Origin of the sequence: Brevundimonas aurifodinae, assembly GCF_040195595.1 — a bacterium.
GTDB classification, from domain to species: Bacteria; Pseudomonadota; Alphaproteobacteria; order Caulobacterales; family Caulobacteraceae; genus Brevundimonas; species Brevundimonas aurifodinae.
On record NZ_JBEGDD010000008.1, the window covers coordinates 14163 to 31199 of the forward strand.

Sequence of the window (17037 nt, forward strand, 5' to 3'; positions counted from 1 at the left end):
GGCGTGACCCAGATCCTCCGCCTGACCACCGCCAGCGCCCTGGCTCTCAGCCTCGCCGCCGCCGGGCCGCTGACGCCCCTGGCCCAGACCGTCGCCCCGCCGCCCCAGGCGATGCAGGACGTGGTCATCAACATGCGCGGGGCCGACATCAAGGACGTGGCCGAGCAGGTCAGCCGCATCACCGGCCGGACCCTGGTGCTCGATCCCCAGGTGCAGGGTCAGGTGAACGTCGTCTCGGCCGAGCCGCTGAGCCGCAATGGGGTCTGGGACCTGTTCCTGTCCGTGCTGCGGACGTCCGGCTATGCGGCGGTGCGCAGCGGCAATGTCTGGCGCATCGTGCCCCAGGCCAGCGTGGTCCAGAGCGGATCGTCCGAGACGGGCGCGGCCCAGTCCAACCAGCAGATCGTCACGCGGCTGGTTCGGCTGCGGAATCTGCCGAGCGATCAGGCGGTCCGGGCCCTGCGGCCCCTGGTGTCTTCGTTCGGGGCGATCGAGGCCCTGACCGAGCCGAATGCGGTGGTCGTGACCGACTATGCCGAGAACATCGCCCGCGTGCAGCAACTGGCGGCGACGCTGGACCGGGGCGGGGGTTCGACCTTCGACAGCATCCTGCTGCGCCATGCCTCGGCGGTCGATGTGGCCGCCTCGGTCAGCCAGCTGCTGGGGTCCGACGCCGGGGGACCGCGCGTGACGGCCGATGAGCGGTCTAACGTCCTGCTGGTCCGGGGCGACGCCGCCGACATCGCCCAGGCCCGCTCGATCGTGGCGGCGCTGGATACGCCCGGTGGCGCCGGGCCGGTGGTGCGGGTGGTGCGCCTGCGGAACTCCGACGCTGAATCGATCACCGAGATCGTCCGCGGTCTGCTGGGCGGCGAGCCGGCGGCGAACAACCCGGTGGCCCGGTCGCTCCGGAGCGACACGGGCCTGGCCAGCCTCAGCGCCTCGAACCGGGACGCTGCGGCCCTGGCCGTGAACGCCATCAGCACGCCGAGCGAAGGCGGTGGATCGCTGCCTCAGCCCGGAACGGGCGGCCCGGCGGCGCGCCCGGCGGGGTTCACCCTGGACGGGGTGACGGTCCAGGCCTCGCCCGAGCTGAACGCCGTCGTCATGCGCGGTCCGCCCGCGATGGTCGAGATGCTGGAGACATTGATCAGCCAGCTCGACCTGCGCCGCGCCCAGGTCAAGATCGAGGTCGCCATCGTCGAGATCACCGGCGAGCTGGGCGAACGGATCGGGGTGCAGCTGGGTCTCGGCGGGGCTGTGCCCGAAGAAGGCGTGATCGGCGGCACGTCGTTCAACAACGCGGGGTCCGATATCGCGACCGTACTGAGCGTGCTGGGCTTTCCTGCCGGACGGCTGCTGTCGTCGGGCCTGTCGGTCGCGGCGGGGTCGGAGGGCGATTTCGGGGCTCTGCTCCAGGCGGTCGGAACCAACGCCTATGCCAATCTGCTGTCGTCGCCGAGCGTCACGGTGCTGGACAACGAGCCGGCCGAGATCGTGGTCGGCCAGAACGTGCCGTTCCGGACCGGCAGCTTCGCCACCGACGGCAACTCGACCAACCCCTTCACAACCATCAGCCGCGAGGACGTCGGCCTGACGCTGAGGGTCGTGCCGCGGGTGCACGAGGGCGAGACGGTTCGGCTGGAGGTCAGCCAGGAGGTGTCGTCGCTGGTGACCACGTCGGTGACCGGCGCGGCGGACCTGATCACCAATCGGCGCAGCCTCCAGACCAGCGTCCTGGCCGACGACGGCGAGACCATCGTCCTGGGCGGTCTGGTCACCGACGACCGCCAATCGGGCACCAGCCGGGTGCCGGGCCTGGGAAGCCTGCCCCTGATCGGAGGGGCCTTCCGGTCGCGCAACGACAGCCAGACGCGGCGGACCCTGTTCATCTTCCTGAAGCCGACGATCCTGAGGGATTCAGCCGCCGTCGCGGCCTCGGCTCAGGAGAGCTATGACCGGCTGCGGTTCGCCGAGCCGGTGAGGATCGATCCGTCCCGGCCGCCTGCGCTGGAAACCCAGCAGCGGCTCCCACCCGGGGTCGACGAAGTCTTCTGAGACGAGGCCCTCAGTTCCGGACAGGAGGACGCGAGTTCGGCTCGCCCGTCGCGGGGTCGGTGGCGGTCTCGCCGGAGTTCGAAGAGCCTTCGGAGCCCGGGGGCTCCTGAGCGGGGTGGGGCGGTTCGCCGTCGCGGACGGGCTTTTCCTCTTCGTATTCGGACTGGCGGCCGGGGCCTCTGTCGGGGTCGGTCATGGCGTCTCCTTGTCATCAGGCAACGCTTGAGGTGGGCGGCGGCTCCCGAGGCCAACCTTTCCTTCACCACGTCTGCGAACCGTGCCGAAACGGGCCTCGGACTATGGCTTCGATCGGAACGCGCCTTGCTATTTTGGGCGCGACGGAGACGCGGATGGCCGGAACGCTACAGGTCGAGATCGTCAGGGCCGATCAGCTGACGCTGGCCGACCGGGTGCTGTGGCGCGCCATGACCGACGCCAATCCCGACCTGGCCAGCCCCTATTTCCGATTCGAGTTCACCGAGATCGCGAGCCGGGTCAGCCCCGGGTCGGCGGTGGCGATCCTGACCCGGGACGGGCGCACGGTCGGCTATTTCCCGCACCAGAGGCGCGGGGGGGCGATCCAGCCCCTGGGCGCGCCGATGAACGACTATCACGGCGTCATCGCCATGCCGGGCGAGGCACCGCCCCTGGAGACGGTCGCGGCCCTGCTGGGCGCGCCCCGGCTTAACGTCTCCGCCTGGGTCGGACCGACCGGCGTTGGCGAGCCCCGCGAGACCCTGATGACCATCACGCCCGAGGAGGGATACGATGCCTGGTACGCCGAGCGTCGTCAGACCTGGGGCAAGTATTTCAAGGACAAGGAACGGGCGCGTCGCAGCCTGGAGACCGAGCAGGGCGCGGTCCGTGTGGAGTGCGGCCTGACCGATCCGGCCCTGCTGGACCGGCTGATCGGGTTGAAACGCCAGCAATACGGGCGGACGGGGCGGCACGACATCTTCGCCTGTGGCTGGACCCGAGACCTGCTGCATGCCCTGATGAGCGACCACCGGGGGGACTTCGGCGCGTCGATGGCGGCTCTGTGGGCCGGGGATCGGCTGATCGCGATCGAATACTCCCTGCACGCGGGCGACCGGTACCATTTCTGGTTCCCGGCGTATGAGCCGTCGGCGGCGAGGTGCTCGCCGGGGATCCTGCTGACGCTGGACACCATGAAGCTGGGCTGCGCGGACGGGTTCCGGGTCTATGACTTCGGGTTCGGCGGCGAGGGCTACAAGAAGTATTTCTGCAATGCCTCCCAGGGGGTGCGCGAGGCCGTGGTGCTGAAGCCGGGCCTGGGCGCGACCCTGTCGGACGCGGCCGTGGGCCTGCTGGGCGGCACCGGGGGTGGCCGGGCCGAGCGGCTGCGCACCAGCGTGCGCCGGCGCTGGGCCGCCATCGAGGCCTGCGAGACCACGCCCGCCAATCGCCTGATGGGAGCCGTGGCCGCCGCGGGTGTCGCCGTGAAGAAGGCCGCCGGCCGCCAACCCAGCGCCTGAGAGACCGACCGCCGATGAAAGCCGCCCGCCAGACCCGCTATCCCGGCCCGATCGCCCAGGCAGCCAAGCACCGCCACGGCCTGGTCGAGCAGGGGTTCGCCTCGGACGCGGCCCTGGCCGAGATCCTGCACCGCTACCCGGCGTCGCTGATCGACATCAACCTGTATGACTATGACGCCGAGGGGCAGGTCTCGCTGCGCACCGGTGACAAGGGCGACCTGACCGGGGAGCAACTGCTGGCCGCCATCCAGGGCGGACGCCTGTGGGTCAATCTGAGGGACGCCCAGGAGGGCTGCCCAGACCTGTGGGCCGCCGCGATGGAAGAGTTCGGGAAGGTCGAGGCGACCTATCCCGGGATGCGGGCGGTCACGAATGCCGGCCAGCTGATCATCTCCTCGCCGGTCGCGCGGGTACCCTATCACTTCGACGCTGCCGGGGTGGTGCTGTTCCACCTGCGGGGCAGGAAACGCATCTTCGTCTATCCGGGCGACGAGGCACATTTGCCCGAGGCCTGCATGGAACAGGTGGTGGCGCGCCAGACGACCGAGGAGCTGCCCTACACCCTGGCTTTCGAACAGGACGCCCAGGTGTTCGACCTGGAGCCGGGCGAGGCCCTGACCTGGCCGCTGTACGCGCCGCACCGGGTCGAGAACCTGGATAAATTCTGCGTAAGCCTGTCGATGGATTTCCAGACCTGGCCGTCGCGATTCCGGAACGGCGCGCTCTACACCAATGCCCTGATCCGCAGCCGGGGCGGTCGGCCCCGCTTTACCGACACCATGTCGACGCCGGAGCTGGCGGCCCGCTGGGCGGCCTCCCTTGCGCTGAAGCGGGTCGGGGGGCTGAAGAGCCGTATCGCCCATTTCGAGCGCGATTTCGTGCCGGACGCCCAGGCCGAGGACGGCGCGGGCGCGCTGCGGGCATAACGCCCGTTTCGATTAAATCGAGGTCATGACCTCGAGTTAAAATGACTTCGGCCGCCGTCGGGGTCAGGCTTTCCTTCATCGCTGAGGGAGCTGAAGCCATGAAGACCATCCTAGCCGTCACCGCCACATCCGCCGGCCTGATCGCCACGCTCGTCGCCGCCGCCCCGGCCGCCGCGCAGCAGACCGAGGTCCGTGTCCGTCACGCTGCCGCCCGTATGGTGGTGATCGTCGAGAACCGCGCCGATATCGCCGTTGAGGTCGAGCCGGGGACCGCCGGCCTGCCGACACCCACGGTCACCCGCGTCGGCGACGAGCTCCGCATCGACGGCAACCTTGGCCGCCGGGCTTTCCGCGAATGCCGCAGTGGCCCCGCTGACGCGCGCCAGCCCGGGCAGGGGGCCTCGGTCGAGGTCCGCGAACGCGGGCGAATCGACCTGTCCACCGCCCCGCTGATCGTCGTCCGCACCCCGCCCGCCGTTCAGGTCTCGACCGAGAACGCGGCCGTGTTCGGCTCGGTGGGTCGCGGAGCCACCTCGATCGACCTGGCCAGCGGCGGCTGCGGCGACTGGACCGTGGCCAACACGGCAGGGACCATGGACCTGTCGATCGGCGGGTCCGGCAACATGCGCGCGGGCACCTCGGGTCGGCTGGAAACGGCGATCGGCGGCTCGGGCAGCATCACGGCGGGCGCCACCGGCGATCTGGACGCCTCCATCGGAGGATCGGGGACGGTCACGGTGGCTGCGGTCACCGGCTCGGTCGACGCGGCCATCGGCGGCTCGGGCGATATCCGCGTGAATGGAGGACGTCCAAGCTCGATCGACGCCTCCATCGGCGGTTCGGGCGACGTTCTGATCCGGGGCGACGCCGGCGCGCTGGACGCCTCCATCGCCGGGGGCGGGAACATCACGGTCACCGGCACGGTGTCGAGCCTCGACGCCAGCCTGGTCGGTGGCGGCAACGTCAATGTGGGCCGGGTGACCGGCTCGGTGTCCCAGTCCGTCATGGGCGGCGGACGCGTGCGGATCGGCGGCTGAGTTCACCCCACCCAGCCCGCCGTAGAACGGAGACGGTCCGGGAGCATGGAACCCCCCGGGCCGTCTTCTTATTTGCGTCACTCAGGTCGGCCGGGCCGCTTGACGAAAGCGGAATCGGAGGTCATAAGCGCCAACTCTTGTTGGACCGGCTGTGCAGTTCGCTGCAGACGCGGTTCGCGGGAACGACCTGAGTTACCGTTCTTTGTAGCGACTTAGGACTTCAACGGCCTTCGCGGGCGACCGCGTGGGCCGATCGTTTTTGCGAAACGTGCGTACCTGACGGGGTTTCCCCGAAAGGCTCCGGTCTTTGAAATGGTTCACAGGGACGCAGGTTCGCCTGCTTGGGAAATACGACCGATATGGATCAAAGCATCCGCATCAGGCTCAAGGCCTTCGATCACCGCGTCCTCGACTTTTCGACGCGCGAGATCGTCAACACCGCCAAGCGCACGGGCGCGACCGTTCGTGGTCCGATCCCGCTGCCGACCCTGATCGAAAAGTTCACCGTGAACCGCTCGCCGCACGTCGACAAGAAGTCGCGCGAGCAGTTTGAAATCCGCACGCACAAGCGTGTCCTCGACATCGTCGACCCCACTCCGCAGACCGTGGACGCGCTCATGAAGCTCGACCTGTCCGCCGGCGTGGACGTCGAGATCAAGATTTAAAGTAGAGAAGGCGGGATCCGATGCGCACGGGCGTGATCGCCAAGAAGCTGGGCATGACCCGCGTGTTCGCCGATGACGGCGCGCACGTTCCGGTCACTGTGCTTCAACTCGACGACTGTCAGGTCGTCGGCCAACGCACTCAGGAGCGGGACGGCTACGTCGCCCTGCAGCTGGGCGCCGGCAAGAAGAAGGCCAAGAACACCAACAAGGCCCAGCGCGAGACCTTCGCCAAGGCCGAGGTGGAGCCGAAGCACGTCGTCATGGAGTTCCGCGTGTCGGACGACGCCATGATCGACGTCGGCGCGACCCTGTCGGCGGACCACTTCGTGGCCGGCCAGAAGGTCGACATCCAGGGCGAGACGATCGGCAAGGGCTTCGCCGGCGCCATGAAGCGCTGGAACTTCGGCGGTCTGCGGGCCACCCACGGCGTCTCGGTCTCGCACCGTTCGCACGGCTCGACGGGCAACCGTCAGGATCCGGGTCGCACCTTCCCCGGCAAGAAGATGGCCGGCCACCTGGGCACCGAGACCATCACCACCCAGAACCTGACCGTCGTCCGTGTGGACGCCGAGCGCGGCCTGATCATGATCAAGGGTGCCGTGCCCGGTCACGAGGGCAGCTGGGTCAAGGTCCGCGACGCGCACAAGAAGCCGCACGCCGACCTGCCGTTCCCCGGTTCTTTCAAGAAGAACGGTCAAGCCGCCGCCGCCGAGACCGAGGCCGAAGAGCCCCAGGTCGAGGACAGCGCTGTGGAAACCGTCGAAGGCGGTGAAGCGTAATGAAACTCTCGGTCATCAAACTCGACGGCAAGGCCTCGGGCGACGTTGAACTGTCGGACGCCGTCTTCGGCATCACCGACATTCGCGGCGACCTTCTGGCCCGTTACGTCAACTGGCAGCTGGCCAAGCGCCGCGCCGGCACGCACAAGGTCCAGACCCGGAACGAGAACTCTCGCACCGGCAAGAAGATGTACAAGCAGAAGGGCACCGGCGGTGCCCGTCACGGCTCGCGTCGCGCGCCCCAGTTCGTCGGCGGTTCGCGCGCCTTCGGACCGGTCGTCCGTGATCACGGCTTCGACCTACCCAAGAAGGTGCGGGCCCTGGCCCTGCGTCACGCCCTGTCGTCCAAGGCGAAGTCCGGCGACCTGGTCGTCGTCGACGCCCTGACCGTCAAGGACGCCAAGACGGCGGCCCTGCGCGAGACCTTCGGCAAGCTGGGCTGGACCCGGACGCTGATCATCGCCGGCCCCGAGGTCGACGAGAACTTCGCCCTGGCCTCGCGTAACATTCCGCAGATCCATGTGCTGCCGAACGCAGGCCTGAACGTCTACGACATCCTGCGCGCCGACACCCTGGTGCTGTCAAAGGCCGCCGTCGACGCCATCGAAGCCCGCTACGCCGACATCAAGCCGTCGCGCCGCGAACAAGCCGAGAAGGACGCCGCGTAATGGCCGCCCAACCCACCGCCAAACATTACGACACCATCCGCTCGCCGATCATCACCGAGAAGGCGACGATCCTGTCGGAGCAGAACAAGGTCGTCTTCCGCGTCGCCGATACGGCGACCAAGGACGAGATCGCCGCGGCGGTCGAAAGCCTGTTCAAGGTCAACGTCCTGAAGGTCAACACCCTGGTCCAGAAGGGCAAGACCAAGCGCTTCCGGGGCATCATGGGCCGCCGGGTCGACATCAAAAAAGCGATCGTGACGCTGGCCGACGGCCAGTCGATCGACGTCACCACGGGGCTCTGATCCGATGGCCTTGAAGACCTACAATCCGACGTCGCCGGGCCGCCGCGCCCTGGTGCTGATCGACCGGTCCGAGCTCCACAAGGGCCGTCCGGAAAAGTCGCTGACCGAAGGCCTGACCAAGTCGGGCGGCCGGGGCCAGGGCGGCCGCATCGCCGTGCGCTTCCGCGGCGGCGGGGCCAAGACCCTGTACCGCAAGATCGACTTCAAGCGTCGCAAGTTCCAGACGGCGACCGTCGAGCGGCTGGAGTACGACCCCAACCGCACCGCCTTCATCGCCCTCGTGACCTATGAGGACGGTGAGAAGGCCTACATCATCGCGCCGCAACGTCTGAAGGCGGGCGACACGATCGTGGCCGGCGAGAAGACCGACGTGAAGCCCGGCAACGCCATGCCGCTGCGCTCCATCCCGGTCGGCACCATCATCCACTGCGTGGAAATGAAGCCCGGCAAGGGTGCCCAGCTGGCCCGCTCGGCCGGCGCCTATGCCCAGCTGGTGGGTCGCGATCAGGGCTACGCTCAGATCCGCCTCGGCTCGGGCGAGCTGCGCATGGTCCTGGACGGCTGCATGGCCACGGTCGGCGCCGTCTCGAACGCCGACCACATGAACCAGAACCTGGGCAAGGCCGGACGCGTCCGCCACATGGGCTGGCGTCCGCACGTCCGCGGCGTTGCCATGAACCCGATCGACCACCCGCACGGTGGTGGTGAAGGCCGGACCTCGGGCGGCCGCACGCCGGTCACGCCCTGGGGCAAGGACACCAAGGGCACCCGCACCCGCAAGAACAAGGCGACGGACAAGTTCATCATCCGTACCCGCCACGTTAAGAAGGCTCGCTAAAGATGGCTCGCTCCTCCTGGAAAGGCCCGTTCGTCGACGGGTATCTGCTCAAGAAGGCCGACGCCGTCTCGACGTCGGGCCGCAAGGACGTGATCAAGACCTGGTCGCGCCGCTCCACCATCCTGCCGCAGTTCGTGGGCCTGACGTTCGGCGTCCACAACGGTCACAAGCACGTCCCCGTGCATGTGAACGAGGACATGGTCGGCATGAAGCTGGGCGAGTTCTCGCCCACCCGTTCGTTCCCCGGCCACGCCGCGGACAAGAAGGCGAAGCGGAAGTAACATGCCCAAGACCAACAACCCCCGCCGCGTCGGTTCGACCGAGGCCCGCGCCAAGCTGGTCAACGTTCGCATCAGCCCGCAGAAGCTGAACCTGGTGGCCGCCTCGATCCGCGGCTTGCCGGTCCAGAAGGCGTTGAACGAGCTGGAGTTCAGCCGCAAGCGCATCTCCGACGACGTCCGCAAGGTGCTCTACAGCGCCGTGTCGAACGCCGAGAACAACCACAACCTCGACATCGACAACCTGGTCGTCGCCGAGGCCTTCGTGGGCAAGAACCTGGTGATGAAGCGTTTCGCGAGCCGCGCTCGTGGTCGTTCGTCGCGTATCCTGAAACCGTTCAGCGAGATCACCATCGTGGTCCGTGAAGCCGGCGAGGCCGCCTGATGGGTCAGAAAATCAATCCGATCGGTTTCCGCCTCGGCGTGAACCGGACCTGGGACAGCCGCTGGTTCGCCGACGGCGCGAACTACGCGCGCCTGCTGCATCAGGACATCAAGCTGCGCACCTGGCTGAAGGAGCGCCTGAACGCCGCCGGCGTCAGCCGCATCATCATCGAGCGTCCGCACAAGAAGTGCCGCGTGACGATCTACGCCGCCCGCCCGGGCGTCGTGATCGGCAAGAAGGGCGCCGACATCGAGAAGCTGCGCAAGGACATCTCGGCCCAGACGGAAGGCGAGGTTCACCTGAACATCGTCGAGGTCAGGAAGCCCGAGACGGACGCCCAGCTGATCGCCGAGAACATCGCCCAGCAGCTGGAGCGCCGGATCGCCTTCCGCCGCGCCATGAAGCGCGCGATGCAGTCGGCCATGCGCCTGGGCGCCAAGGGTGTTCGGATCAACGTCTCGGGTCGCCTGGGCGGTGCCGAGATCGCGCGGATGGAGTGGTATCGCGAAGGTCGCGTGCCGCTGCACACCCTGCGCGCCGACATCGACTACGGCTTCATCGAGGCCAAGACGACCTACGGCATCATCGGCGTGAAGGTCTGGGTGTTCAAAGGCGAAGTGCTGGAGCACGACCCGATGGCCCAGGACAAGCGCTGGGCTGCCGAGGCCGCCGGCCCGTCTTCCAACGAAGGTCGCGAGCGCGGACCGCGCCGCGACGACCGCGGCGGCCGTCGCGGCCGTGAGGGCTAAGGACCATGCTGCAGCCTAAGAAAACCAAATACCGCAAGGCCTTCAAGGGCCGGATCCACGGTGCCGCCAAGGGTGGCTTCTCGCTGAACTTCGGTTCGTATGGCCTGAAGACGCTCGAGCCGGAACGCATCACCGCGCGTCAGATCGAGGCGGCCCGCCGCGCGATCACCCGCCAGATGAAGCGCCAGGGCCGTGTCTGGATCCGCGTCTTCCCGGACGTGCCCGTCTCGGGCAAGCCGGCCGAAGTGCGGATGGGCAAGGGCAAGGGCGCCGTGGACCACTGGGCCGCGCGCTGCCACCCGGGCCGTATCCTGTTTGAAATCGACGGCGTCGCCGACGACGTGGCCCGCGAGGCCCTGCGTCTGGGTGCCGCCAAGCTGCCGGTCCGGACCAAGGTGGTCACCCGCCTGGACGCCGGCGTGGCTCATGTGGAGCACGTCGCCTGATGACCAAGATCGCCGATCTCCGCTCCCAGACGAACGACCAGCTGGGCGACCAGCTGCTGTCGCTCAAGAAGGAGCAATTCAACCTCCGCTTCCAGGCCGCCACCGGCCAGATGGAAAAGACGCACCGCGTCTCGGAAGTCCGCAAGGACATCGCCCGCATCTCCACGCTGCTGCGTGAGAAGCGCCAGGCTTCGTAAGGAACACCGATGCCCAAACGTATTCTCGAAGGCGTGGTCGTGTCCGACAAGGGCGACAAGACCGTGGTCGTCAAGGTCGAGCGCACCCTGCTGCACCCGGTCCTTAAGAAGACCGTGCGTCTGTCCAAGAAGTATCATGCCCACGACGAAGGGAACTCGCTGAAGGAAGGCGACGTCGCCCGCATCGTCGAGTGCGCCCCCAAGTCCAAGCTGAAGCGGTGGGAAGTCCTCACCCCTTCGGCCTCGTAGGAAGGATCTGAACTATGATCCAGATGCAAACTAACCTGGAAGTGGCCGATAACTCGGGTGCTCGCCGGGTCATGTGCATCAAGGTGCTAGGTGGCGCGAAGCGCCGCTACGCCTCGGTCGGTGACACCATCGTCGCCTCGGTCAAGGAAGCGATTCCGCGCGGCCGGGTGAAGAAGGGCGAGGTCGTTCGCGCCATCGTCGTTCGCACCGCCAAGGACATCCAGCGCAAGGACGGCTCGGTCATCCGCTTCGACAAGTCGGCGGCCGTCATCGTCAACAAGCAGAACGAGCCGGTCGGCACCCGCATCTTCGGGCCCGTGCCGCGCGAGCTGCGCGCCAAGAACCACATGAAGATCATCTCTCTGGCTCCGGAGGTCCTGTAGTCATGGCCGCCAAGATCAAGAAGGGCGACCGCGTCGTCGTCCTGACCGGCAAGGACAAGGGCCGCACCGGCGACGTCGCCAAGGTGCTGCCGACCGAGAACCGCGTGCTCGTGACCGGTATCAACATGGTGCAGCGTCACACCAAGCCGTCCCAGGGCGACCCCCAGGGCGGGATCAAGAACAAGGAAGCCTCGCTTCACCTGTCGAACGTCGCGATCGCCGACGCCAACGGCAAGGCGACCCGCGTCGGCTTCCGCATGGACGGCGAAAAGAAGGTTCGTTTCGCCAAGACCACGGGAGACGTCATCTGATGGCGACCGAAAAATACACGCCTCGTCTCAAGGACGAGTACAACAGCCGCATCAAGGGCGTGATGACCGAGAAGTTCGGTTACACCAACCCGATGCAGACCCCCAAGCTCGAGAAGATCGTGCTGAACATGGGCATCGGCGAAGCCGTGGCGGACTCCAAGAAGGCCAATGCGGCTCTCAAGGACCTGACCCAGATCGCCGGCCAGAAGGCGGTCCCGACCAAGGCCCGCAACTCCATCGCCGGCTTCAAGCTGCGCGAAGGCATGGTCGTGGGCGGCAAGGTCACTCTGCGCGGCGACCAGATGTACGAGTTCCTGGACCGTCTGATCACGATCGCCCTGCCGCGCGTGAAGGACTTCCGGGGCCTGAAGCCGACGTCGTTCGACGGTCGCGGCAACTACGCCATGGGTCTGAAGGAGCACATCGTGTTCCCCGAGATCAACTACGACCAGATCGACCAGATGTGGGGCATGGACATCATCGTCTGCACCACGGCCAAGACCGATGACGAGGCGCGCGCGCTTCTCACCGAGTTCAAGTTCCCGTTCGTGAAGAACTGAGCGGGAAGGGAAAAGCACAATGGCTAAGAAAAGCGCCGTAAACCGCAACGAAATGGTCAAGGCCAAGGTTGCGCAGTATGCCGCCAAGCGCGCCGCCCTGAAGGCGACCGCGAACGATGAGAGCCTGCCGCTGGAAGAGCGTTTCGACGCCCGCCTGAAGCTGGCCGAACTGCCGCGCAACTCGGCGGCCGTCCGCATCCGCAACCGCTGCGAGGTGACGGGCCGTCCGCGCGCCTTCTACCGCAAGCTCAAGATGAGCCGTATCGCCCTGCGTGAGCTGGGCAACCTGGGCCAGATCCCGGGCCTGACCAAGTCGAGCTGGTAAGGGGAGCGACAGACATGATGATCAACGATCCCCTGAGCGACATGATCGCCCGCATGAAGAACGCCGCGATGCGCAAGCGTTCGAAAGTGCTGACCCCGGCCTCGCGTCTGCGCCAGCGCGTCCTCGACGTGCTGCAGGACGAGGGCTACATCCGCGGCTACAACCTGGTTCAGAACCCGGGCGAGTTCCCGCAGTTCGAGATCGAGCTGAAGTATTTCGACGGCCAGCCGGTGATCGCCGAGATCGCCCGCGTGTCGAAGCCTGGCCGCCGCGTCTATTCGGCCATCAGCGACCTGAAGCCGATCAAGAACGGTCTGGGCATCTCGATCCTTTCGACCTCCAAGGGCGTCATGTCCGACGCCGCAGCCCGCGACGCCAACGTCGGCGGCGAAGTCCTCTGCAGGGTCTACTAAAGATGTCCCGTATCGGAAAACGTCCCATCGCCGTGCCGAAAGGCGTGACCGTCACCATCGACGGCCAGACGGTCAGCGTCAAAGGTCCCAAGGCCGAGCGGTCCTGGACCGTGGCCGAGGAGATCGAGGTTCGCCAGGAGAACGGCGAGCTGACGCTGCACGCCCGCGCCGACACCCAGCGCGCGCGCGCCATGTGGGGCCTGTCGCGCACCCTGATCGACAATATGGTCACCGGCGTCACCACCGGCTTCGAGCGGTCCCTGGAACTGGTCGGCGTCGGTTACCGCGCCGCCATGAAGGGCAACGACCTGTCGCTGCAACTGGGCTTCTCGCACGAGGTCGACATCAAGGCTCCGGCCGGTGTCACCTTCGCGGTGCCCAAGCAGACCGAGATCAAGATCTCGGGCCCGGACAAGCAGGTCGTCGGTGAACTGGCCGCCAACATCCGCAAGCTGCGTCCGCCGGAGCCCTACAAGGGCAAGGGCGTCCGCTATGCCGGCGAAAAGGTCCGCCGCAAGGAAGGCAAGAAGAAGTAAGCCATGGCCACGACCCTCAAAGAGAACGCCAAGCGCCGCACCGAGCGGACCCGTCGTCGCCTCAAGGCGGTGGCCAACGGTCGCCTGCGCCTGTCCGTGCATCGTTCGGACAAGAACATCTCGGCCCAGATCATCGACGACACCAAGGGTGTCACGGTGGCCTCCGCCTCGTCGCTGGAAGGCGACAAGGCCGGTGTGTCCAAGGGCTCGAACGTCGAGGCCGCGGCCGCGATCGGCAAGCTGGTCGCCCAGCGCGCCATCGAGAAGGGCGTCAAGGACGTGGTCTTCGACCGCGGCGGCTACATCTATCACGGTCGGGTGAAGGCGCTGGCGGATGCCGCGCGTGAAGCCGGCCTGAACTTCTAAGGACCGACAGATGGCCCAAGCACCTCAACGTGGCGGACAGGGCGGCAACGACCGCAACCGTCGCGACAACCGCAACGCTCCCGCCGTCGACGGTCCGGATTCGGACATCGTCGAGAAGCTGGTCCACATCAACCGCGTCGCCGCCACTGTGAAGGGTGGTCGCCGGTTCTCTTTCGCGGCCCTGATGGTCGTCGGCGACGGCAAGGGCCGCGTCGGCTTCGGTCACGGCAAGGCGCGCGAAGTGCCGGAAGCCATCCGCAAGGCGACCGAAGAAGCCAAGAAGACCATGATCCGCGTTCCGCTGCGCGAGAACCGCACCCTGCACCACGACGGCAACGGCCGTTGGGGCGCCGGCAAGATCATGATGCGCGCGGCCCCTCCGGGAACCGGCGTCATCGCGGGTGGTCCGATGCGCGCCGTGCTGGAAACCCTGGGCGTCGCCGACGTGGTCGCCAAATCGACCGGCTCGTCCAACCCCTACAACATGATCCGCGCGACGTTCGAGGCCCTCAAGGTCCAGTCCTCGCCGCGTCAGGTCGCCTCCAAGCGTGGCAAGAAGGTCGCCGACCTGATGGGCCGCCGCAACGACGGCGCCTCGGCTCCGGAAGCCGCGCCTGAAGCTCAGGAAGCCTAAGACATGGCCAAGTCCGAGAAGAAGACCATCACCGTCAAGCAGACCGGTTCGCCGATCCGCCGCAAGAACGACCAGCGCGCCACCCTGGTGGGCCTGGGTCTGAACCGCATGGGCCGCGAGTCCACGCTGGAAGACACCCCCTCGATCCGCGGCATGATCGCCAAGGTCGCTCACCTGACCGAGGTGGTCGAGAAGTAAGTCTCTGAGGGTCGAGGGATGAGGGTCGAGGGTCGAGGTCGGATGGCTTTGCTTTCGACCCTGGACCCTCGACCCTCGACCCTTTGAAGTACAGCCGAGTCCGGTCCCAGACCGGGCGCTAGAACCCGAAAGGATCAGGCACATGAAACTGAACGAAATCCGCGACAACGAAGGCGCGCACAAGAAGCGCATGCGGGTCGGCCGCGGCCCGGGTTCGGGCAAGGGCAAGACCGCCGGTCGCGGCGTCAAGGGCCAGAAGTCCCGTTCGGGCGTCGCCATCGGCGGCTTCGAGGGCGGCCAGATGCCGCTCTACATGCGGATGCCCAAGCGCGGCTTCAACAATCCCAACGCCCTGAAGCTGGCCGAGGTGAACCTCTGGCGTCTGCAGGACGCCGTGGACGGCAAGAAGCTGGACATCAAGACCGAGATCAACGGCGATGCCCTGGTGGCCGCCGGCGTGATCCGTCGCGCCAAGGACGGCGTGCGTCTGCTGGGCACCGGCGAGGTCAAGGCCAAGCTGAACCTGGTCGTCTGGTCGGCCTCGGCCGGCGCCAGGAAGGCCATCGAAGCGGCCGGCGGCTCGGTCGTCGAGCAGCGGATCGAGGCGGAAGCCAAGGCCGCCGCCCGCGTCGAGAAGCGCAACGCCGCCAAGGGCAAGGCTCCGGCTCCCAAGGCTCCGCGCGGTGACGCCAACAAGATCTCGGCCCGCTCGGCGCGCACGTCCGCCAAGGCCTAAACAATAAAGCGTGGGGGGCGGTCTCGCTATGAGGCCGCCCTTCGCCTATCTGGACGAAGGCGTCGGATTCGAGTGATCGCGCCGCGTTCTGATCAGTCGGGGTAACGACACATGGCTTCGGCCGCCGAACAACTCGCCGCGAATATGAACATGGGCTCGTTCGCCAAGGCGACCGAGTTGCACAAGCGCCTGCTGTTCACGCTGGGCGCTCTCTTGGTCTATCGCATCGGCACCTATGTGCCGATCCCGGGCATCAACTCCGCGGCCTTCCTGCAGTTCTTTCAGGACCCGGACGGCCAGCGCGGCGTGCTGGACATGTTCAACATGTTCTCGGGCGGCGCCGTCGAGCGGATGGCCGTGTTCGCCCTGAACGTCACCCCCTACATCTCGGCCTCGATCATCGTCCAGCTGATGGGCGCGGTGTATCCGCCGTGGGAGAAGCTGAAGAAGGAAGGCGGCGAGAGCGGCAGGAAGCAGCTGAACCAGTACACCCGGTACCTGACCGTGGTCCTGGCCCTGGCCCAGTCGTTCGGCATCGCGGTCGGCCTGAACGCCCAGGCCGGTCTGGTCGATGAGCCGGGCCTGTTCTTCATCGCCACCACGGTCGTCAGCCTGACGGGCGGCACGATGTTCCTGATGTGGCTGGGCGAGCAGGTGACGGCGCGCGGCGTCGGCAACGGCATCTCGCTGATCATCTTCGCCGGCATCGTGGCCATCCTGCCGGGCACCGTGGCGCGTCTGCTGGGTCTGGCCCAGCAGGGCCAGCTGTCGGTCTTCACCCTGCTGTTCATCACGGCCCTGGCGATCGCCGTCATCGTCTTCATCGTCTTCATGGAGCGGGCCCAGCGTCGGCTGCTGATCCAGTATCCCAAGCGCCAGGAGGGCAACCGCATGGCGGGCGGGGAGCGCAGCTTCCTGCCGCTGAAGGTCAACACGGCCGGGGTGATCCCGCCGATCTTCGCCTCGTCCCTGCTGCTGCTGCCGACGACGGTCGCCCAGATGACGGCGACGGCGGACCTGCCGGGCTGGATGGACTGGCTTCCGCTGGTGACGGCTCAGCTGCAGCAGGGCCAGCCCCTGTTCATCGCCCTGTACGGCGGGCTGATCATCTTCTTCTGCTTCTTCTACACCTCGATCACCTTCAATCCCGAGGACACGGCCGAGAACCTGCGCAAATACGGCGGCTTCCTGCCGGGCATCCGTCCGGGCAAGCGCACGGCCGAGTATCTGGACTATGTCCTGACCCGGCTGACGGTGATCGGCGCGGCCTATATCACCGCCGTCTGCCTGTTGCCGGAACTGCTGGTCGGTCAGATGGGCGGCGTCTATTTCGGCGGCACCTCGATCCTGATCGTGGTCTCGGTGACCATGGACACGGTGGCGCAGATCCAGTCGCAGCTCTTGGCCCACCAGTACGAAGGCCTCATCAAGAAGGCCAAGCTGCGCGGTCGCGGCGGCCGGGGCGCGCCCGCGCCCGTGCGTCGCTAGTTTGTTGGGCTATC

27 protein-coding genes are annotated in these 17037 nt (G+C 67.1%); 26 read left to right on the forward strand and 1 reads right to left on the reverse strand.

Going from position 1 to position 17037, the window contains the following annotated elements:
- Positions 1-3: 3 nt before the first annotated feature.
- Positions 4-2058, forward strand: coding sequence for a type II secretion system secretin GspD (gspD, locus tag ABN401_RS10355; RefSeq protein ID WP_349684769.1), 2055 nt, complete (start codon positions 4-6; stop codon positions 2056-2058).
- A gap of 10 nt (positions 2059-2068) precedes the next feature.
- Here the strand turns inward: gspD and ABN401_RS10360 are convergent, their stop codons facing one another.
- On the reverse strand, positions 2069-2254 hold the full coding sequence (locus ABN401_RS10360; RefSeq protein WP_349684770.1) for a hypothetical protein: 186 nt from the start codon (positions 2252-2254) through the stop codon (positions 2069-2071).
- Positions 2255-2408: 154 nt separating this feature from the next.
- On the opposite strand from ABN401_RS10360, the gene ABN401_RS10365 reads away from it, so the two are divergent.
- From ABN401_RS10365 to secY, 25 genes are all read left to right on the forward strand, one after another.
- Positions 2409-3554: a GNAT family N-acetyltransferase gene (locus ABN401_RS10365; protein WP_349684771.1), complete on the forward strand. Its 1146-nt coding sequence runs from the start codon at positions 2409-2411 to the stop codon at positions 3552-3554.
- Positions 3555-3568: 14 nt separating this feature from the next.
- On the forward strand, positions 3569-4480 hold the full coding sequence (locus ABN401_RS10370; protein ID WP_349684772.1) for a cupin domain-containing protein: 912 nt from the start codon (positions 3569-3571) through the stop codon (positions 4478-4480).
- 98 nt (positions 4481-4578) lie between these two features.
- Positions 4579-5517 carry a GIN domain-containing protein gene (locus tag ABN401_RS10375; RefSeq protein ID WP_349684773.1) on the forward strand — a complete coding sequence of 313 codons (939 nt, stop codon included), beginning with the start codon at positions 4579-4581 and terminating at the stop codon, positions 5515-5517.
- Between the two features lie 359 nt (positions 5518-5876).
- A complete protein-coding gene (gene rpsJ, locus ABN401_RS10380; RefSeq protein ID WP_003164367.1) occupies positions 5877-6182 on the forward strand; it encodes a 30S ribosomal protein S10 in 306 nt (101 codons plus the stop codon).
- A 20-nt stretch (positions 6183-6202) separates the two neighbouring features.
- Positions 6203-6961, forward strand: coding sequence for a 50S ribosomal protein L3 (rplC, locus tag ABN401_RS10385; RefSeq protein WP_349684774.1), 759 nt, complete (start codon positions 6203-6205; stop codon positions 6959-6961).
- Complete coding sequence (rplD, locus tag ABN401_RS10390; protein ID WP_349684775.1) at positions 6961-7629, forward strand: 50S ribosomal protein L4; 669 nt, start codon at positions 6961-6963, stop codon at positions 7627-7629. The genes rplC and rplD overlap by 1 nt, the downstream gene beginning before the upstream one ends.
- The gene (locus tag ABN401_RS10395) at positions 7629-7931 is read left to right on the forward strand and encodes a 50S ribosomal protein L23 (protein WP_349684776.1); all 303 of its coding nucleotides are present in this window, start codon (positions 7629-7631) and stop codon (positions 7929-7931) included. The genes rplD and ABN401_RS10395 overlap by 1 nt, the downstream gene beginning before the upstream one ends.
- A 4-nt stretch (positions 7932-7935) precedes the next feature.
- Complete coding sequence (gene rplB / locus ABN401_RS10400; RefSeq protein WP_349684777.1) at positions 7936-8769, forward strand: 50S ribosomal protein L2; 834 nt, start codon at positions 7936-7938, stop codon at positions 8767-8769.
- Positions 8770-8771: 2 nt separating this feature from the next.
- Complete coding sequence (gene rpsS / locus ABN401_RS10405) at positions 8772-9050, forward strand: 30S ribosomal protein S19 (protein WP_013268924.1); 279 nt, start codon at positions 8772-8774, stop codon at positions 9048-9050.
- Between the two features lies 1 nt (position 9051).
- Positions 9052-9432, forward strand: a complete 381-nt coding sequence (gene rplV / locus ABN401_RS10410) for a 50S ribosomal protein L22 (protein WP_349684778.1) — start codon at positions 9052-9054, stop codon at positions 9430-9432.
- Complete coding sequence (gene rpsC / locus ABN401_RS10415) at positions 9432-10181, forward strand: 30S ribosomal protein S3 (protein WP_349684779.1); 750 nt, start codon at positions 9432-9434, stop codon at positions 10179-10181. The genes rplV and rpsC overlap by 1 nt, the downstream gene beginning before the upstream one ends.
- A gap of 5 nt (positions 10182-10186) precedes the next feature.
- Positions 10187-10627, forward strand: coding sequence for a 50S ribosomal protein L16 (gene rplP / locus ABN401_RS10420; RefSeq protein WP_349684780.1), 441 nt, complete (start codon positions 10187-10189; stop codon positions 10625-10627).
- A complete protein-coding gene (rpmC, locus tag ABN401_RS10425) occupies positions 10627-10824 on the forward strand; it encodes a 50S ribosomal protein L29 (RefSeq protein ID WP_349684781.1) in 198 nt (65 codons plus the stop codon). The genes rplP and rpmC overlap by 1 nt, the downstream gene beginning before the upstream one ends.
- Before the next feature lie 9 nt (positions 10825-10833).
- Positions 10834-11073 (forward strand): 30S ribosomal protein S17, encoded by a 240-nt coding sequence (gene rpsQ / locus ABN401_RS10430; protein ID WP_349684782.1) that lies wholly within the window; start codon positions 10834-10836, stop codon positions 11071-11073.
- Between the two features lie 14 nt (positions 11074-11087).
- Positions 11088-11456: a 50S ribosomal protein L14 gene (gene rplN / locus ABN401_RS10435; protein ID WP_077354965.1), complete on the forward strand. Its 369-nt coding sequence runs from the start codon at positions 11088-11090 to the stop codon at positions 11454-11456.
- Positions 11457-11458: 2 nt separating this feature from the next.
- Complete coding sequence (rplX, locus tag ABN401_RS10440) at positions 11459-11767, forward strand: 50S ribosomal protein L24 (protein WP_349684783.1); 309 nt, start codon at positions 11459-11461, stop codon at positions 11765-11767.
- A complete protein-coding gene (rplE, locus tag ABN401_RS10445; RefSeq protein ID WP_349684784.1) occupies positions 11767-12327 on the forward strand; it encodes a 50S ribosomal protein L5 in 561 nt (186 codons plus the stop codon). The genes rplX and rplE overlap by 1 nt, the downstream gene beginning before the upstream one ends.
- Before the next feature lie 19 nt (positions 12328-12346).
- Complete coding sequence (rpsN, locus tag ABN401_RS10450; RefSeq protein ID WP_029417722.1) at positions 12347-12652, forward strand: 30S ribosomal protein S14; 306 nt, start codon at positions 12347-12349, stop codon at positions 12650-12652.
- Positions 12653-12666: 14 nt separating this feature from the next.
- Positions 12667-13065 carry a 30S ribosomal protein S8 gene (rpsH, locus tag ABN401_RS10455; protein WP_349684785.1) on the forward strand — a complete coding sequence of 133 codons (399 nt, stop codon included), beginning with the start codon at positions 12667-12669 and terminating at the stop codon, positions 13063-13065.
- A 2-nt stretch (positions 13066-13067) separates the two neighbouring features.
- A complete protein-coding gene (gene rplF, locus ABN401_RS10460; RefSeq protein WP_349684786.1) occupies positions 13068-13601 on the forward strand; it encodes a 50S ribosomal protein L6 in 534 nt (177 codons plus the stop codon).
- Between the two features lie 3 nt (positions 13602-13604).
- A complete protein-coding gene (rplR, locus tag ABN401_RS10465; RefSeq protein ID WP_349684787.1) occupies positions 13605-13967 on the forward strand; it encodes a 50S ribosomal protein L18 in 363 nt (120 codons plus the stop codon).
- Between the two features lie 10 nt (positions 13968-13977).
- Positions 13978-14601, forward strand: a complete 624-nt coding sequence (gene rpsE / locus ABN401_RS10470; protein WP_349684788.1) for a 30S ribosomal protein S5 — start codon at positions 13978-13980, stop codon at positions 14599-14601.
- Positions 14602-14604: 3 nt separating this feature from the next.
- A complete protein-coding gene (rpmD, locus tag ABN401_RS10475; protein ID WP_349684789.1) occupies positions 14605-14799 on the forward strand; it encodes a 50S ribosomal protein L30 in 195 nt (64 codons plus the stop codon).
- 142 nt (positions 14800-14941) lie between these two features.
- Positions 14942-15535 (forward strand): 50S ribosomal protein L15, encoded by a 594-nt coding sequence (rplO, locus tag ABN401_RS10480; RefSeq protein ID WP_432763551.1) that lies wholly within the window; start codon positions 14942-14944, stop codon positions 15533-15535.
- A 111-nt stretch (positions 15536-15646) separates the two neighbouring features.
- Positions 15647-17023, forward strand: a complete 1377-nt coding sequence (gene secY, locus ABN401_RS10485; protein WP_349684790.1) for a preprotein translocase subunit SecY — start codon at positions 15647-15649, stop codon at positions 17021-17023.
- Positions 17024-17037 lie beyond the last annotated feature (14 nt).

Bases quoted from the DNA above. Each gene is read 5' to 3' on its own strand.
- ABN401_RS10360 (WP_349684770.1), bottom strand. From the start codon at position 2,254: ATGACCGACCCCGACAGAGGCCCCGGCCGCCAGTCCGAATACGAAGAG.
- ABN401_RS10365 (WP_349684771.1), top strand. From the start codon at position 2,409: ATGGCCGGAACGCTACAGGTCGAGATCGTCAGGGCCGATCAGCTGACG.
- ABN401_RS10370 (WP_349684772.1), top strand. From the start codon at position 3,569: ATGAAAGCCGCCCGCCAGACCCGCTATCCCGGCCCGATCGCCCAGGCA.
- ABN401_RS10375 (WP_349684773.1), top strand. From the start codon at position 4,579: ATGAAGACCATCCTAGCCGTCACCGCCACATCCGCCGGCCTGATCGCC.
- rpsJ (WP_003164367.1), top strand. From the start codon at position 5,877: ATGGATCAAAGCATCCGCATCAGGCTCAAGGCCTTCGATCACCGCGTC.
- rplC (WP_349684774.1), top strand. From the start codon at position 6,203: ATGCGCACGGGCGTGATCGCCAAGAAGCTGGGCATGACCCGCGTGTTC.
- rplD (WP_349684775.1), top strand. From the start codon at position 6,961: ATGAAACTCTCGGTCATCAAACTCGACGGCAAGGCCTCGGGCGACGTT.
- ABN401_RS10395 (WP_349684776.1), top strand. From the start codon at position 7,629: ATGGCCGCCCAACCCACCGCCAAACATTACGACACCATCCGCTCGCCG.
- rplB (WP_349684777.1), top strand. From the start codon at position 7,936: ATGGCCTTGAAGACCTACAATCCGACGTCGCCGGGCCGCCGCGCCCTG.
- rpsS (WP_013268924.1), top strand. From the start codon at position 8,772: ATGGCTCGCTCCTCCTGGAAAGGCCCGTTCGTCGACGGGTATCTGCTC.
- rplV (WP_349684778.1), top strand. From the start codon at position 9,052: ATGCCCAAGACCAACAACCCCCGCCGCGTCGGTTCGACCGAGGCCCGC.
- rpsC (WP_349684779.1), top strand. From the start codon at position 9,432: ATGGGTCAGAAAATCAATCCGATCGGTTTCCGCCTCGGCGTGAACCGG.
- rplP (WP_349684780.1), top strand. From the start codon at position 10,187: ATGCTGCAGCCTAAGAAAACCAAATACCGCAAGGCCTTCAAGGGCCGG.
- rpmC (WP_349684781.1), top strand. From the start codon at position 10,627: ATGACCAAGATCGCCGATCTCCGCTCCCAGACGAACGACCAGCTGGGC.
- rpsQ (WP_349684782.1), top strand. From the start codon at position 10,834: ATGCCCAAACGTATTCTCGAAGGCGTGGTCGTGTCCGACAAGGGCGAC.
- rplN (WP_077354965.1), top strand. From the start codon at position 11,088: ATGATCCAGATGCAAACTAACCTGGAAGTGGCCGATAACTCGGGTGCT.
- rplX (WP_349684783.1), top strand. From the start codon at position 11,459: ATGGCCGCCAAGATCAAGAAGGGCGACCGCGTCGTCGTCCTGACCGGC.
- rplE (WP_349684784.1), top strand. From the start codon at position 11,767: ATGGCGACCGAAAAATACACGCCTCGTCTCAAGGACGAGTACAACAGC.
- rpsN (WP_029417722.1), top strand. From the start codon at position 12,347: ATGGCTAAGAAAAGCGCCGTAAACCGCAACGAAATGGTCAAGGCCAAG.
- rpsH (WP_349684785.1), top strand. From the start codon at position 12,667: ATGATGATCAACGATCCCCTGAGCGACATGATCGCCCGCATGAAGAAC.
- rplF (WP_349684786.1), top strand. From the start codon at position 13,068: ATGTCCCGTATCGGAAAACGTCCCATCGCCGTGCCGAAAGGCGTGACC.
- rplR (WP_349684787.1), top strand. From the start codon at position 13,605: ATGGCCACGACCCTCAAAGAGAACGCCAAGCGCCGCACCGAGCGGACC.
- rpsE (WP_349684788.1), top strand. From the start codon at position 13,978: ATGGCCCAAGCACCTCAACGTGGCGGACAGGGCGGCAACGACCGCAAC.
- rpmD (WP_349684789.1), top strand. From the start codon at position 14,605: ATGGCCAAGTCCGAGAAGAAGACCATCACCGTCAAGCAGACCGGTTCG.
- rplO (WP_432763551.1), top strand. From the start codon at position 14,942: ATGAAACTGAACGAAATCCGCGACAACGAAGGCGCGCACAAGAAGCGC.
- secY (WP_349684790.1), top strand. From the start codon at position 15,647: ATGGCTTCGGCCGCCGAACAACTCGCCGCGAATATGAACATGGGCTCG.